This is a genomic window from Streptomyces sp. NPDC007162, assembly GCF_040634175.1.
Classification (GTDB): Bacteria; Actinomycetota; Actinomycetes; order Streptomycetales; family Streptomycetaceae; genus Streptomyces.
Genome location: NZ_JBEYFC010000194.1, coordinates 1 through 15,045 on the forward strand (window position 1 = coordinate 1; position 15,045 = coordinate 15,045).

Annotated in this window: 12 protein-coding genes and 4 pseudogenes; 10 read left to right on the plus strand and 6 right to left on the minus strand. The window is 68.5% G+C overall.

Annotated features, from left to right (window positions below):
* On the minus strand, window positions 1-466 hold a 466-nt coding region (locus ABZ646_RS22835; RefSeq protein ID WP_360521797.1), incomplete at its 3' end, for a helix-turn-helix domain-containing protein.
* Between the two features lie 80 nt (window positions 467-546).
* On the opposite strand from ABZ646_RS22835, the pseudogene ABZ646_RS22840 reads away from it, so the two are divergent.
* Together ABZ646_RS22840 and ABZ646_RS22845 are read left to right on the plus strand one after the other, a co-directional pair.
* Window positions 547-996 (plus strand): annotated as a pseudogene (locus ABZ646_RS22840) (transposase); the annotation flags it as partial.
* 313 nt (window positions 997-1,309) lie between these two features.
* Window positions 1,310-1,441: pseudogene (locus ABZ646_RS22845) on the plus strand (darcynin family protein); the annotation flags it as partial.
* Between the two features lie 46 nt (window positions 1,442-1,487).
* On the opposite strand, the pseudogene ABZ646_RS22850 reads toward ABZ646_RS22845, so the two are convergent.
* Window positions 1,488-2,057, minus strand: a pseudogene (locus ABZ646_RS22850) (SDR family oxidoreductase); the annotation flags it as partial.
* Window positions 2,058-2,174: 117 nt separating this feature from the next.
* On the opposite strand from ABZ646_RS22850, the gene ABZ646_RS22855 reads away from it, so the two are divergent.
* Window positions 2,175-2,774 carry a TetR/AcrR family transcriptional regulator gene (locus tag ABZ646_RS22855; RefSeq protein ID WP_360521800.1) on the plus strand — a complete coding sequence of 200 codons (600 nt, stop codon included), beginning with the start codon at window positions 2,175-2,177 and terminating at the stop codon, window positions 2,772-2,774.
* Window positions 2,775-2,864: 90 nt separating this feature from the next.
* On the opposite strand, the pseudogene ABZ646_RS22860 reads toward ABZ646_RS22855, so the two are convergent.
* Window positions 2,865-3,089: pseudogene (locus ABZ646_RS22860) on the minus strand (hypothetical protein); the annotation flags it as partial.
* Window positions 3,090-3,232: 143 nt separating this feature from the next.
* Here ABZ646_RS22860 and ABZ646_RS22865 point away from each other — a divergent pair.
* Window positions 3,233-3,799: a Uma2 family endonuclease gene (locus tag ABZ646_RS22865; protein ID WP_360521803.1), complete on the plus strand. Its 567-nt coding sequence runs from the start codon at window positions 3,233-3,235 to the stop codon at window positions 3,797-3,799.
* Window positions 3,800-4,095: 296 nt separating this feature from the next.
* Here the strand turns inward: ABZ646_RS22865 and ABZ646_RS22870 are convergent, their stop codons facing one another.
* Both ABZ646_RS22870 and ABZ646_RS22875 read right to left on the minus strand, forming a co-directional pair.
* On the minus strand, window positions 4,096-4,533 hold the full coding sequence (locus ABZ646_RS22870) for a hypothetical protein (protein ID WP_360521806.1): 438 nt from the start codon (window positions 4,531-4,533) through the stop codon (window positions 4,096-4,098).
* A gap of 59 nt (window positions 4,534-4,592) precedes the next feature.
* A complete protein-coding gene (locus ABZ646_RS22875) occupies window positions 4,593-6,752 on the minus strand; it encodes a ricin-type beta-trefoil lectin domain protein (protein WP_360521809.1) in 2,160 nt (719 codons plus the stop codon).
* A gap of 316 nt (window positions 6,753-7,068) precedes the next feature.
* Between ABZ646_RS22875 and ABZ646_RS22880 the strand changes: the two genes are divergently transcribed.
* From ABZ646_RS22880 to ABZ646_RS22905, 6 genes are all read left to right on the plus strand, one after another.
* On the plus strand, window positions 7,069-8,103 hold the full coding sequence (locus ABZ646_RS22880; RefSeq protein ID WP_360521812.1) for a LacI family DNA-binding transcriptional regulator: 1,035 nt from the start codon (window positions 7,069-7,071) through the stop codon (window positions 8,101-8,103).
* A gap of 68 nt (window positions 8,104-8,171) precedes the next feature.
* Complete coding sequence (locus tag ABZ646_RS22885) at window positions 8,172-10,061, plus strand: sugar-binding domain-containing protein (protein WP_360521815.1); 1,890 nt, start codon at window positions 8,172-8,174, stop codon at window positions 10,059-10,061.
* A 73-nt stretch (window positions 10,062-10,134) separates the two neighbouring features.
* Window positions 10,135-11,409, plus strand: coding sequence for an ABC transporter substrate-binding protein (locus ABZ646_RS22890; RefSeq protein ID WP_360521819.1), 1,275 nt, complete (start codon window positions 10,135-10,137; stop codon window positions 11,407-11,409).
* A 78-nt stretch (window positions 11,410-11,487) separates the two neighbouring features.
* Complete coding sequence (locus ABZ646_RS22895; RefSeq protein ID WP_360521822.1) at window positions 11,488-12,360, plus strand: sugar ABC transporter permease; 873 nt, start codon at window positions 11,488-11,490, stop codon at window positions 12,358-12,360.
* The gene (locus ABZ646_RS22900; RefSeq protein ID WP_360521825.1) at window positions 12,357-13,364 is read left to right on the plus strand and encodes a carbohydrate ABC transporter permease; all 1,008 of its coding nucleotides are present in this window, start codon (window positions 12,357-12,359) and stop codon (window positions 13,362-13,364) included. Before ABZ646_RS22895 ends, ABZ646_RS22900 begins: the two co-directional genes overlap by 4 nt.
* A 17-nt stretch (window positions 13,365-13,381) precedes the next feature.
* Entirely contained in the window at window positions 13,382-13,543 is a 162-nt protein-coding gene (locus ABZ646_RS22905; protein WP_360521828.1) for a hypothetical protein, read from the plus strand.
* Between the two features lie 273 nt (window positions 13,544-13,816).
* Here ABZ646_RS22905 and ABZ646_RS22910 read toward each other — a convergent pair whose 3' ends face one another.
* Window positions 13,817-14,932, minus strand: coding sequence for an alkene reductase (locus ABZ646_RS22910; RefSeq protein WP_360521831.1), 1,116 nt, complete (start codon window positions 14,930-14,932; stop codon window positions 13,817-13,819).
* Window positions 14,933-15,045 lie beyond the last annotated feature (113 nt).

A 15,045-nucleotide genomic window follows, 5' to 3' on the forward strand; every position in this document is an offset into this window, starting at 1 on the left:
ACCCCTGTTCGACGTCTCCTTCCTCGGCAGGCATCGGCCGCAGGGTCGAGGCCTCGACCGGCTGGTGGCAGCTGCTGCACGCGAGATAGGGGCTGGTCGGGTTCCCGCATACCGTGTGCATCAACAGGTGCCGCGTGACGTCACCGTCGGTTGCGTAGGTCTCGGCCCAGCGTGTGATGGCCGCGATGGCAGGGACTACGAGTTCGCGGGCGCTGTCGGTGAGTTCGTACTCGTACCACGGCTTGTCCAGACGGTAGGCACGCTTGGTGAGCAGGCCCAGGTCGGTCAGGCCGTTCAGCCGGGCGGTGAGGATGTTCGCCGAGATACCCAGGGCCCGCTTGAGTTCACCGAACCGGCCGACGCCGAAGAACACCTCCCGCAGGATCTGGTAGTTCCAGCGCTCGGAGATCGCGGCTAGGAACTCCTGCCCGTGCTGAAAGGTGACGTGGCTCCTACGGTCGGACACGATTTCTCCTCTCGAGTAAAGCCTGGACTGGTCTCGAATTGAAAGTAGTCTCGCAATGTTACGAGTAACGCCTGTTCCTGGCGCTGCCGCCGTGCTTCGGCATATCCAAGTCGACCGCTCACCGCAGGTTTCTGATCTGGTCCAGAGCCGGCGTCTGGGGCCGCCTGCACCAGGCCGTGCTGCATCGCCTGGACGACGCCTGCCTCGTCGATGTGACCCGCGTCGTCCTGGACACCGCACACGTCCGCGCAAAAAAAAGGGGGGTGACCACACAGGTCCGAGTCCCGTGGACCGGGGTAAGCCGGGCTCCAAGATGCACATCCTGTCGGACGCGAACGGCCGACCCCTCCTTGTCGGCGTCTCGGCCGCCAACGTCCACGACAGCGAGGGACTGAAGCCCAAGGTCGAGGGCCACCAAACGCAACACGACCGGCCGGTACATCAAGCCCCAGCGGCTCCATGCGGACAAGGCGTACGACCGGCCCGATCTGCGGAGATGGCTATGGGGAAAGCACATCGGCGTGCGTATCGTCGGTCGTGAAATCCGCGACGTGGCCAAGCGGCAAGACCAGGAGGTGGCCGTCGGTGCAGCCGCCGCTGCGGGGTCTGATCACGAGGGCGTCGGCCCGCTCCCGGACGATCGTCGCCGGGGCGCCGTCGTGGATGATCCGGCAGAACGGGCAGCCGGAGGCGCGGATGTTTGCGGGGGACCGGTGGCAGGCGCCGCGCGCTTCAGACTCGACCAGGCCCGGTCCGCACTCAGGTGGACGAGCCAGGTGCCGCAGCCGCAGTTGCGGTTGCGGTTGCGCGCTCTGGTGACGCTTCCCTGGGCCGACTTCTCTGCTCCTCGTCGACGCACTGCGCGAAACCCCGTTCTGGGACCGCTACTTCGAGGTCATCGACCTCCTCGTCGGCATCGAGAACGGCTACGCCCGAACCTACGGCCTCGAACCCGTCGCCACCATCGCCACCTGACACACCGTCCACCGGCCCAGAAGAATCGCTGCGGGTCGGTTGTGCGCATGGGTCCCGGGGCCACGGCGTTGACCCGCACGTTCGACTCGGCGAACTCCGCCGCCCAGGTGCGGGTCAGCGATTCGAGCGCCGCCTTGGTGGCGCCGTAGACGGCCATGCCCGGCATGCCGAGGCCGGCCGCGGTGGAGCTGATGTTGACGATGCTGCCGCCGCCGCCCGCGGCCATCTTCTCCGCGAACAGCGCGGTGAGCAGGAACGGTGCGCGCACGTTGACGGCGAAGGCGGCGTCATAGCCCGCGAGGTCCTGCCCGGAGGTCGGGGCGAACGTCATCACACTTGCGTTGTTGATCAGTACGTCGACGGTTCCGGCGCTGTCGGCCAGTTGCCGCACAGCCGCCGGGTCGGACAGGTCGGCGACGACGAACCGCACGGTTCCGGCCACGGCGCCGCCGCCGGCCGCGCGTACGTCCGCCACCACCTGGGCACCGCGCTCGGCGTCGCTGCCGGTGAGGATCAGATCGGCCCCGCCCGCGGCCAGCACCTTGGCCGTCGCGTGCCCCAGGCCGCCGATCGCGCCGGACCCGGTGACGAGTGCCGTCTTGCCTGCGAATTCCATCTCTTCGCCCTTCACGCCGGCCGTTGGCCGAGCGACTTCTGTGCATCCGTTCAAGAAGTAACGGGCAGAAGCTACGACTTCTTGAACGTGGAGTCAAGAAGTCGTACTCTTGCTCGCGTGGCACGAACCGGACGCCCCCGCGAGTTCGACAAGAATCAGACGCTGGAGCGCGCACTCAAACTGTTCTGGTCCCGGGGATACGGGGCGACGTCGGTCCAGGACCTGGTCGACGCGCTGGCCGTCGAGCGCGGCAGCCTTTACGGAGCGTTCGGTGACAAGCGCCGCTTCTACCTGGACGCCGTCAGGCTCTACTGGGAGGTGTACGAGCGGCACCTGACCGCCGCGCTCGACACCGCCCCGCTCCTGCCGGCCCTGCGCGAGATCCTGACCCACCCGACGCGGCTGGACGAACTGATCTCCGACACGGGCGTGCCGCAGGGCTGCCTGGTCGGCAACACCACCGCCGAACTCGTCCCCCAGGACAGCGAGGCCACGGAGGTCGTGACCCGCTCGTACCGCCGCTTCGTCGAGATCGTCACCGACGCACTCCGCCGCGCCCAGACCGCCGGCGAGGTCACGGCCAGCTCCTCCCCCGAGGCCCAGGCACAGCTCCTGCTCTACATCGTCCAGGGCCTGTCGCTCGTATCGAGGGCGGGTCTCGATCAGAGCGCGGCGCTGGCTGCGATCGACACGGCGGTGGACGGGCTGCGGGCGTGACCAGTCCCCCCCTTTGTGGTCTGTCGCGGACAGGCAGAACCCGTTGTCCTCGGGGTCGGCCAGCATGGCGTTGTCCGTATGCCTGGCCTGAACGGTCGCGCCCAACGCGGTCAGTCGGCCGCCGGATCTCGGGCTCCGGGTCCGCGGGCACCATGTAGTTCGTTGCTGACCTGGGATTTCTCCCCAGGGAGGCGCTCTCTTCGGCCTCGGGCTTCTTGTCCGGGGCCGTTTGGGGTGACCAGCGGTGTACTGCTGGCTCTGTGACGGGCGGGTCTGCGCAGGTCCAGAGTTCAGCCTCTCCCAGAGGGAGGCCAGCGATCACGACGTCGTGGGCTCACCAGTGGGATGCCGGCCGACGGAGAGGGTGCGGGAAGGAGATCGGCGTGCCGGACGGATCGCGGACAGTACGCTGAATCCAGCGGGATCGGGCCCGCAGCACAGTGTCCGGGAGGTGCTTCGTGACGGCCGAGATGGTGGCCCCGGCGTGGATGCATGAGCAGATCACGGCGGAGGAGTACGAGTCCTGGTCCGAGGAGCAGTGCGCGGGTATCGAGATCGTGGACGGGATGGTCGTCGTGAGTCCGAGCGCGTCCAAGCGGCACAACCGGCTGGCGCGGATTCTGGCGAACAACCTGGACGCCGCCGCGGGCCCGGAGTGGAACGCCGACACGGACTTCGACGTCCGGCTCCAGGACCTCCCGCTCACCAATCGCCGCCCGGACGTCGTCGTCTATCGCGCAGACACGATCGACATCACCCCCACCCGCCCCGAACACGTCCTGCTGGTCGCCGAGGTGGTGTCGCCGGGATCGGAGACCACCGACCGGATCGTGAAGGTCGACCAGTACGCCAAGGCGGGCATCGGCTTCTACTGGCGGATCGAACAGGCCGCGACAGGCGTCCCCCTCGTGTACACCTACGTCCTCGACCCCGCGACGAAGACCTACCGGGACGGAGACGTGTTCACCGGCGTCCTCAAGGTAGCGGCCCCATTCCCGGTGGAGATCGACCTCGGCCAGGTCTGACTGGTGCTGCTCGGCAGTCGGCAGCGCGCGTGAGCGATACGAGTGGCATTCCGTACGGTGCTGACCTCGGGAAACAGCACCGTACGGCAGCACCCGGCAAGGATTCGATCCAACGCCTGAACGAGTGTCGCGGGTTCGAATCCTGCCGGGGCACGGTATGGAGCAGGGCTACGACCCCGGAACTACCAGGTCAGAGAGGGTCCGGGGCACGAGTGCCGACCTACTGAGCATCGCCTAAACGATCAGGGGGAAACCGCAGGTCACTCCAGACGCGAACGCCCCCGTACGCCATCGGTTCAGCTGTCTCGATGACCGGGCCGGACTCGTCGCCGTGGGACCTCGTCAGTGATCTCGTAGACGGCGTCCGGGTCGATACTCTCGCTGTCCCCCAGGTAGGTGAGGGTCGGCTCGACCGTCACATTGCAGCCAGCCGTCCCGAAACACTGCCGCTTCGTGGTTCTCAGCTCGACGGTGAAACTGTCGGCGGTCACCTCGTCGTACAACGGCGTGGGGGTCGGTGTCTCCGTGGCGGCCGCCTCCGTAGCGCCGCCCGTCGGATTGGCGGCTGCGGCCTGCTTGCTGCCGTGGCCGGAGTGCACTACGACCATGCCGGTGCCGACGACCGCCACAATGACGGCGGCGGCTGAAGCCGCGATGACCAGGCTGGCGCGGGACTTCTTCACCGGTGGTGTCGGGCTGTACGACGGCATCGGCGGTGCGCCGGTGTCGGTCATGGCCATCCGAGAGGGGCGGGCATGCGGGGCCCGCCCCTGCGCTCATCCTCGCGACGCGGTCAGGGCAGGTGCCACACCTGGGTGGACAGCCCGTTGCAGTCGTAGATCTGCAGTTGTGTTCCGTTCGCCGTGTTTCCCTGGGGGTCGTCCAGGCAACGTCCGGACTGGGGGTTGTACAGGCTGCCGTCAGCTCGGGAGACCCACTGCTGGCCGCCCGCGCCGTTGCAGTCGTAGAGCTGGACCTTGCTGAAGTCGGCGGTCGCGTTCTTGTCGATGTCGAGGCACTTGCCGAAGGCGCGCAGGGTGCCGTCGGCGGCGGCTGTCCACCGCTGTCCGGTGGCCTGGTCGCAGTCCCAGAGCTGGGCCGCGTTCTGGTTGGTGTTGGTGTTGGTGTCGACATCGAGGCACTTGCCGGTGGTGCCCGGACCCGTGACCGCGCCCGCCGTGCGGACGGTGGTGTTGCGCCAGGACGCGGTGGTGGCGTAGTCGCGGACCCCGACGGAGCCGTGGGAGAAGGAGCAGTCACTCAGGCTGAGGTAGGCGGGGCTGCTCCAGGAACCGGACGGCGCTCCCTGGACGGAGATGTCGCAGCCGCTGACCTGGACGGTCAGGTGGTACCAGCTGCCGGCAGACAGACCGCCGGGTATCGGCGTGCTGCCCAACTGGGTCCAGCCGTAGTTCTCGCGCCCGATCACGAGGTTGGAACCGGTGACGCCCACGTAGTAGCCGTCGACGTTGTCCGCTCCGGTGGTCGGATCGGTGGCGCGGACCAGGAAGCCGGCGTTGCCGTTGCCGCCCGTACCACCGAGGCGGACGTCGCCCTCGAGGGTGTAGTCGGTCCAGCCGGTGGAGCCGGTGACGGCCTTGTTGCCTCCGGTGCCCGCGGCGGACTCGGAGTAGGTCCCGCCGGAAGCCGACCAGGTGCCGCCGTACCGCGTCCAACCACCGTCGTTGGAGGAGAAGTCGGCGGTGTAGGGCAGGACGCCGGCGTTGCCCGAGCCGGTGAGCTCTTCGCAGTTGTACGGACCGGCGGCGCCCGCCGCGCTGTAGCGCACGCTCCTGCCGTCGGCCGAGGGCAGCAGTTCAGGGCTGTAGTTCATGCCGCAACTGGACGAGTTTCCGCCGGTGGGCACCGCGATGGGGGAGGGCATCCAGGACCAGGACCCGCTGCCGCCCGCGGTGTTGAGAAGGACCACCTGCTGGTTCTCGGGGGCCCCGCCGGCCAGGCGTGACTCGGTGTGGCTGGAGAGCATCAGCTCGCCCTTGGGCCCGCCGGCCGGGCTCCAGGCGATGACGGGGGTGCTGAAAAGCTCTCTGCCGTCGTCGGTCTTCGGGACGGTGCCCAGGTCGGAGGGGCCGCTGCCCCAGGTGTCGCCGTCGGACGACGTCTTGGTGTGCACCAGGCAGTTCTGCGGACCGCACACCTCGTAGCTCGCCACGTAGGTGCCGGTGGACGGTACGCGAGCCATGGTGATCATGCCGGGCCGGTCGGCCTGTACGGTGCTGGCGACGTCCTTGACCTCACCGGGAGCCACACGTGTGCTGCCGTCGGGGTTGGCGCTCCAGGTGTCGCCGCCGTCGGTGGAGACGATGTGCCCGAGGAACTGACTGTAGGTGGTGTTCTGGCGCTCGTCGGAGAAGTACATGAGCATCTTGCCCGCCGAGTCCAGGCCGATGAAGGGTTCCCAGATTCCGCTGCCGTCGGCTCCGTGCGAGGTCTGCGGGGCCCCCACGTAGGTCCAGGTGGCGCCGTGGTCGGTGCTGCGCCATTCGCGGAACGTCACGCCGGACCGGTCGGCCGGCAGTGTGGCGCCCACCAGCAGCAGGGTTCCGGCCGGGTAGGCCCCGAGGGTCCGCGGATATTCGAAGAGGAAGGGCTGGTAGGAGAAGGTGTCGCCGACGGTCGTCGACAGGGTGGACCACGAGGCACCGTCGTCGGTGCTGCGGCGGATCACATACGAGCTGGAGCTGCCGTCGGTGCTCCAGTGCTCGAAACTCGCGAGCAGTGTTCCGTTGGCCGATCCGCTGTTCTGCAGGCGGATCATGCGGGTGTAGGCCATGCCCTCCGTACTGGAGGCGGGGCTGTACAGGACGTTGCCCGGGGTGTTGGCGAAGGCGTTGGTCGGCAGGGCGAGCAGACAGAGGAGGACCGAGGCGAGCAGGCTGAGCAGGAGGCGCGCACGACGTCTGCGACGATCGTGCGCTGGCGAGATGGCCATGGCGGCTCCCTTGGGCGGTGACGGATGGGGACGCGGCCCGTCCGTGCGGAGACGGCAGGTGCGGCGGGCACCTTTTGCAACGATGGAAATGCCCGCAGTCGGGGAGTATGGAGCCGCGTGGCGGCCCTTCGCAATGCTTCGGTAGCAGGTTTTTGCATCGATGCAAGCACCTAGACTGTATGCACCGTGCACGGCACCGTCCGCGTCGTGAACCGCAGTGGCGACACCGCAGTGGCACCGCTGCGGTACCGGCACGGCGGTGTCCGTGTCGCGGCATCCCCACCGCGCACCGCTCGGCCAGAGAGGTCAACACGTCATGACGGCCCCCACGCTCCGAGACGTCGCCGAGAGTGCCGGCGTCTCGATTCGCACGGTGTCCAATGTGGTCAACGGCTACGCCCGGGTGGCCGACGCCACCAAGGCGCGGGTCCAGGCGGCGATCGACGCGCTCGGATACCGGCCCAACCTGATGGCCCGCAACCTGAAACAGGGACGTACGCGCATCATCGCGCTGGTGGTGCCGGCACTCGACGTGCCCTACTTCGCCGAGCTGGTACGTCTGATCATCGGCGAGGCGCGCGCCCGCGGATACGCCGTCCTCATCGACCAGACCGACGGCGACGTCGAACGGGAGCGGGAACTGATCATGGAGGCGTCGCGCGCGGTCAGTTTCGACGGCGTGATCGCCAGCCCGCTCGCCCTGACCGCCGCCGATCTCGAATCCCGGCACGACTCGGCGCCCATCCTCCTGCTCGGCGAGAAGATCTTCGACTCCAGCGCCGACCACGTCGCCATCGACAACGTCACCGCCGCACGGGAGATGACAGCCCATCTCATCGGCCTGGGGCGCCGGAGAATCGCCGCCATCGGCGTCCAGCAGGACCCCACGGACGGCACCGCCGTCCTGCGTACCCGCGGTTACCAGGAGGCGTTCGCGCAGGCCGGTCTCCCCGTGGACGAGTCGCTCATGGTGCCCACTCCGCACTACGAACGCCGGCACGGAGCCGAGGCGATGGCCCGGCTCCTGGACCATCCCGACCCGCCGGACGCGGTGTTCTGCTTCAGCGATCTGCTGGCCCTGGGCGCCATGCGCGTGGCCTTCTCCCGGGGGTTGCGCATCCCTGAGGACCTGGCGCTGGCCGGCTTCGACGACATCGAGGACGGCCGCTACAGCAGCCCCACCCTGACCACTATCGCCCCCGACAAGAAGCAGTTGGCCCGTGCCGCCGTGGAGGGCATCCTGGCCAGGATCGAGTCCGACGCGCACGACGTGCCGGTGGAGATCACCGCTTCCCATCAGCTGGTGGTCCGGGAGAGCACGGCCGGAGACGCGGTCCGCCGACCCATGTGACCCTTGATGCCGTTTCGTTATGAACGGCGGATTGCATCGTTGCAAAGAATGGTCTGATACTCCGTGGCGTGAACGATTTTGCATCGATGCAAAGCGGCGGACCCCTGGAGGGACGCGGTCCCGGTCCCCGGGAGGAGCGCGGTCCCGCCGCGGCCGCCCCCGCGACCCCGCCCCGGCCGGAGTACCCCCGACCGCAGTTCGTGCGCCAGGACTGGCTCTGCCTCAACGGCACCTGGCAGTTCGAGATCGACCAGGCCGACACCGGTCTGGAGCGCGGCCTGCCGCACCGGGAGCTCGCCTCCGCCATCACGGTTCCCTTCGCACCCGAGGCACCCCTGTCGGGCGTCGGCTGCCAGGATTTCCTGGAGGCCGTCTGGTACCGGCGGACTCTTCGAATCCCGCACGAGTGGACCGGCCAGCGGATTCTGCTGCACTTCCAGGCCGTCGACCACGACACCACGGTGTGGGTCGACGGGCACGAGGTGGGCCGCCACCGGGGCGGCTTCAGCGGCTTCACCCTCGACATCACCGAGTTCGCCGCCCCGGGCACCACCCCGGACCTCGTGGTGCGGGCGCGGGACAGCCGAGCCGCCATCCAGGCCCGTGGCAAGCAGTCCAACCGGTACGAGACCTACGAGGCGTTCTATTCCCGGACCACGGGCATCTGGCAGACCGTCTGGCTGGAGCCCGTCCCCCAGGTCCACCTGCTCCGGCCGCGGATCACCCCGGACACGGCCGGCGGCCGGTTCCTTCTGGACCTCCCGGTCTCCGCCAACGCCCCCGGCCACCACTGCCGCGCCATCCTCGGCGACGCCGACGCGACGATCGTGGAAGCGACGGCTCCGCTCGACGCGGACCGCACGGCACACCTCGTCCTGGACATCCCCGCCGACCGCCGCCGGCTCTGGCAGCCGGACGACCCGCACCTGTACACACTCACCCTCGAAATACGCACGTCCGAGGGTGAACTGGTCGACTCGGCCGAGAGCTACGCGGGCTTGCGGTCCGTGACGATCGACGGCCACGCCGTCCTGCTCAACGGGCGGCGCGTCTTCCAGCGTCTTGTCCTGGACCAGGGCTGGTACCCCGGCGGCCTGATGACGGCGCCGGACGACGAGTCCCTCGTACGCGACATCGAACTGTCGATGGCCGCCGGATTCAACGGCGCGCGCCTGCACCAGAAGGTCTTCGAGGAGCGGTTCCTGCACCACGCCGACCGTCTCGGCTACCTCGTGTGGGGGGAGTTCGGCGACTGGGGCGCCAGGGTCGGAGCACGGCCCGAACGCCAGGCTCCGACCGCCTCGTTCATCACCCAGTGGCTCGAAGTCCTCCAGCGGGACTACTCGCACCCCTCGATCATCGGCTGGTGCCCCCTCAACGAGACCTTCCAGGAGATCACCGACCGGCTCACCGTCCTCGACGACGTCACCCGCGGCATGTTCCTCGCCACCAAGGCCGCCGACCGGACCCGGCCGGTGATCGACAGCTCGGGATACTCCCACCGCGTGCCCGAGACCGACATCTACGACTCCCACAACTACGAGCAGGATCCCGCACGCTTCGCCCGGGACATGGCGGGCCTCGCCGACGGCAAGCCGTTCGTCAACGCGGCACCGGACGGCAGCGCCTGGTCCCTGCCCTACGCCGGACAGCCCTACTTCTGCAGCGAGTTCGGCGGCATCCACTGGCCGACCGACCAGGCGGGGCTGCCCGACACCGGCTCGTGGGGCTACGGCAGCACGCCCGCGAGCGAGGAGGCCTGGTACGAGCGCTTCGCCGGCCTGGTGGGCGCCCTGATCGACGACCCCCTGATGTTCGGTTACTGCTACACGCAGCTCACCGACGTCTTCCAGGAACAGAACGGCCTCTACCGGTTCGACCGGACCGCGAAGCTCGACGTCGCACGCATCCGGAAGATCCAGACCCGGACCGCCGCCTACGAACTCGACCAGCCCTGACCGGCGACAGCACATCCGCGCCCCCGCGCCGAAGCACCCCTCTCCCCCCCGCCCTCCAGCCAAGGAGCCCGCATTGAGAACCCGCCTTCGCCGACTGGCCACAACGACGGCCGCCTCGGCCTTCGCCCTCGCCCTGGCCGCCTGCTCGTCCTCCTCCTCCGGCACCACCGCCGACGGAAAGACCATCCTCACCGTGGTCGGGTTCGAGGGCGGTGGCAACGAGATCGCCGACATCCCGGCCATCAACGCGGCCTTCGAAAAGGCACACCCCGACATCAAGGTCGACTACAAGTACGTCGCCAACACCGAGTACGACGCCTACAACAACACCCGGCTCGCCGCCGGAACCGCCGCGGACGTCCTCATGGTCAACAAGAGCCGCCTGACCACCTGGCAGCAGCAGGGCTTCCTCGCCGACCTCAGCGACCAGCCCTGGGTCAAGCGGATGCTGCCCAACCTGGCCCCGTACACCCAGGTCGACGGCAAGACGTACGACTTCGTCCAGCAGAACATCCCGATCGGCCTGTACGCCAACCTGGACCTGCTGAAGAAGGCGGGCATCAAGCAGGTGCCGCAGACCTGGCCCGAACTGATCAGCGACCTCAAAACGCTGAAGACGAAGAAGATCGGCGGCCTGGAGATCCCCAACCTCAAGGGCTGGGACGCCGAACAGGTCTCCCTCGCCCTGGCCGCCAACCTCGTCGACCCGTCCTGGGGCAGCGGCTACGACAACGGCACCTCCACCTGGGCCGCCACCTGGAGCCCGGTGATCGACCACCTCAAGCAGCTGCTGACCAGCGGCCTCGTCGACGGCAAGACCATGAACGGCCTGGACCCGTTCAGCCAGGGCGTCTCGCAGTTCACCGCGGGCAAGTGGGCCTTCTACGTCGACGGCGCCTGGGACATGAGTCACTACAAGCAGAGCGCCAAGTTCGACTTCACGCTCAACCCCTTCCCCGGCGGCCCGGCGGGCAGCAAGCCCAAGACCTTCACCTTCATCGGCTCGGGCTGGTCGGTCAACGGCGCCACCTCGCACAAGAGCGCGGCCGAGAGCTACGTCGACTTCATGTCGCAGCCGAAGCAGGACAGCGCCTACCTGAAGGCCGAGAGCTGCTTCACGACGCTGACCGACGTGCCGAGCCCCAAGGTCGCCCAGTCCGCCCCGGTGGCCGCCGCCTTCGCCGCCGACAACACCAGCCCCTCCCAGGTCGAGGTGCCCACCTTCCCGAACGCCGAGGACAAGTTCACCGCTCAGCTCAACGCGCTCTTCAACAACCCGTCCATGGACACCGGCGCGCTGCTGAAGCAACTCGACAAGGACATCCCGAAGACCCCCTCGAAGAAGTAACACCCCAGCCGCTCCCCGAACCAGTGCGGGGCCTGCCATGCGACAGGCCCCGCGGTCCGCGCCCCCGATGAGGTCGCCGTGAGACTCACCACCCGATCCGCCGCGCTGCTCATGCTTCCGGCCACCGCCCTGTACGCCCTCTTCGTCATCTACCCCACCATCAGGTCCGTCCTGCTCAGCCTCACCGACGCGCACGGCGTCATCGGCGGCTCGTTCGTCGGCCTGGACAACTACCGCGAGGCCCTCCAGGACCCGCAGGTGCTCGCCGCGCTCGAGAACACCCTCGTCTACACGGTCGTGGTGGTCGTCGTACAGAACGCGCTCGGTCTGGGCCTCGCCTACTGGCTCTACAACTCACCCGCCGTCCGCACCATCGCCCGCACCGGGCTGCTCATGCCCGCGATGATGGCCCTGGTCGCCGTCTCCTACCTGTGGTCGTTCATCTACTCACCGGTCGACGGCCCGCTCGACGCCGTCATGGACGCCCTCGGCCTGCACGGTCTGGAGACCTCCTGGCTCGGCGACACCCACACCGCGTTGATGGCGATCGCCGTGTCCTACATGTGGATGTACCTCGGCTACACCGCCACCATCTACCTCTCCAACTACCTCTCCATCCCTGCCGAGTTGATGGAGGCGGCGGCCCTGGACGGTGCCCGCGGGTGGACCCGGTTCCGCCGCATCGACTGGCCGCTGCTCGCCCCGTCCCTCACCGTGAACATGACCCTGTCGACGATCGGTTCCCTGCGCGTGTTCGACCTGCCCTTCATCATGACCGACGGCGGTCCCGCCAACTCGACCCAGACCCTGAGCTACGTCGTCTTCCAGGACAGCTTCAAGGACTTCCGCTTCGCCTACGGCACCGCGGTGGCCGTCCTCCTGCTGATCATCACCGTCATCGTCGGCGTGCTCCTCACGACCGTCCTGCGCCGCCGGGAGGTCGCCGCGTGACTCTCACCGCCCCCAGCACCACAAGAGCCCTCAGCCCCGCCCCGTCGGACGCCGCCCCCCGGCGCCGACGCAGGCTGCGCAGCGGCGCCTCGCACGTCGGCCTGCTCCTGGTCACCCTGGTCGTCGTCGCCCCGATCCTGCTCATGGTGAAGGTCTCGCTGCAGTCCGACGCCGACGTCGCCGCCCACCCGCTGTCCTGGCCCAGCCACTGGAGCCTGCACAACTACGTGGCCGCGGTGCGGGCCATGAACTACGGGCGCACCCTCTTCAACACCGTCCTGATCACCGGCGGCGCCGCCGTCCTGGTCATCCTGGCCGGATCACTCGCCGCGTGGCCGATGTCGCGCATCTCCCGCCGCTGGACCAGGGCGGTCTACCAGCTCTTCGTGGCCGGCCTCACGGTCCCCGTCTTCGTCATGATCACTCCGCTGTACATGTTCATGCGGGACCTCGGACTGCTGGACTCCTACGCCTCGGTGATCCTCGCGGAGGCCGCGATCAGCCTCCCCTTCGCCGTGCTCTTCTTCACCAGCTTCCTGAGATCCGTACCCGTCGAACTCGAGGAGGCCGCCGCCATCGACGGGGCCGGTCCACTGCGCACGTACTGGCACGTCATCCTGCCCGTCCTGCGCCCGGCCACCGCGACCCTCGTCATCACCCTCACCCTGGCCATCTGGAACGACCTGGTCATTCCCCTGGTCCTGCTGACATTGATTCTCATTGACATTGATCATGAAGAAGTGCCGCGGGTGACTCCCAACTTCACCTCGGAACGACATCCCCTGAGACTGAGAGTGACACAGCCACGTGGACAACGAGGTCGTCACAGCCTGCCTGCGGATCGGTGCCGGAGAGCGGGGCCGTCCAGGTGTCTACAAACCCCTGCTGGCCATGGCCCGCCCCGACCTGCCGGGCTGGCTGACCGGCAGGCAGAGCAAGGCCACTTCACGCCGCTGCTCTGTACGCGGGCCTGCGCGCCCACCACCAGGAGCTGCACGAGCTGATCGACGCGAGCACGCTGGTGGGGCACGGGCTGATCGACGCCACAGCGGTGCACACGGCGCTGGACGCCGCCGTGGCGGGGTCGGCCGGCCGCCGCTTGCCCGCCCTGGAGAACTTCCTGATCACGTCCTGGTGGCTGTCGCAGACCATGGCCCTGGCGCCGACCGGGGGTGCCCGGTGAGCTTGCGGGTGCCGCCCTGTCATAGGCGTCAGCTGTGGGCGAAGGCCGCCGCGGTGGCCACGCACGAGAGCGGTGTGCTCGACGAGGTCACAAACGCAGGTTGCTGACCAGGAACCTGCGGACCGTGACCGCCCTGACGGACCTGACGGTCCTCAAGCCGGTGATCGCCGCGGTGTGATCGGCGGGCTCACAGGGGCGGGCACGGTGTCGCCGGCCGGGCGCCTGTCCATGGGTTGGGTGGGGCTGCCGCATGGACAGGCGTGAGTGTGGGCCTCAGGCCGCTTCGAGGAAGGGGTAGTCGGTGTAGCCCTCGCCGTCCAGCCCGTAGAACAGTTCCGGCCGCGGCTCGTTCTCCGGGTGGCCACCCTGCCAGCGCTCGACCAGGTCGGGGTTGGCGATGAGCGCCCGGCCCACGGCCACGGCGTCGGCGTGGCCGGCCTCGATCTGCTGGAGCGCCCGCTCGCGGGTGGTCTGCCCCCCGCCGAGGGGGCCATTGTTGACGATCAGCTTGCCGTCGAAGCGCTGGCGCAGTTCCTGCACCAGGTCGTCGCCCGGCTCGGTGTGCAGGACGGAGAGGTAGGCCAGGCCCAGTGGGCGCAGTTGGTCGAGCAGGGTGCCGTAGGTGGCCAGGACGTCGTCCCGGTCGGTCTCGAAGACGTCCCCGAACTCGACTTCCGGCGAGATCCGCAGCCCGACCCGCTCGGCACCGACGGCCTGGGCGACCGCTGTGACGACCTCGACGACGAAGCGGGCGCGGTTGTGCGGCGAGCCGCCGTATTCATCGGTGCGCTGGTTGGCCGCCGGGGAGAGGAACTGGTGGAGCAGGTAGCCGTTGGCGCCGTGGATTTCCACGCCGTCCGCTCCGGCCTCGATGGCCCGGCGGGCCGCGGTGACGAAGTCCTCCAGGGCTGCACGGATCTCTGCGGTGGTCATCGCTTCCGGTACGGGATAGGGCTGCTCGCCCTTCTCGGTGAACGTCTCGCCGCTGCGGGCGATCGCGCTGGGGGCGAGGATGCGGCGGCCGCCGTTGATGTCGGGGTGGGTTTGGCGGCCAGCGTGCATGATCTGCAGGACGATGCGGCCGCCCTCGGCGTGCACCGCCTCGAACACCCGCCGCCAGCCGGCCGCCTGCTCGTCGGTGGCGATGCCCGGCTCACCGACATACCCCTGCGACGCGTGGTCGGGGTAGGTGCCCTCGGCGATGATCAGCCCGACGCTCGCCCGCTGCCGGTAGTACTCGACCATCAGATCCCCGGGGACGCCGGAGGAACCGGACCGGACCCGGGTCATCGGTGCCATGACGATGCGGTTGGCGAGCTCGATCTTCCCGAGGGAGACGGGGGAGAAAAGTGACGGGACGGGCGAAACTTCTGAAGTGTTGACAGGCATGGGTTGCCTTCTTTCTGCACTAGGGCACGTCTCTAGTTGTGATCATCAGGTTTGCAGAAGACTGCCGATCCAGATGGTGGCTGCGCGGAGATGAAGTCCGGCCAGGTAGCTCT

Excerpts from the sequence above, each read along its gene's own strand:
- ABZ646_RS22870 (WP_360521806.1), bottom strand. The coding sequence starts at position 4,533 with ATGACCGACACCGGCGCACCGCCGATGCCGTCGTACAGCCCGACACCA.
- ABZ646_RS22875 (WP_360521809.1), bottom strand. The coding sequence starts at position 6,752 with ATGGCCATCTCGCCAGCGCACGATCGTCGCAGACGTCGTGCGCGCCTC.
- ABZ646_RS22880 (WP_360521812.1), top strand. The coding sequence starts at position 7,069 with ATGACGGCCCCCACGCTCCGAGACGTCGCCGAGAGTGCCGGCGTCTCG.
- ABZ646_RS22910 (WP_360521831.1), bottom strand. The coding sequence starts at position 14,932 with ATGCCTGTCAACACTTCAGAAGTTTCGCCCGTCCCGTCACTTTTCTCC.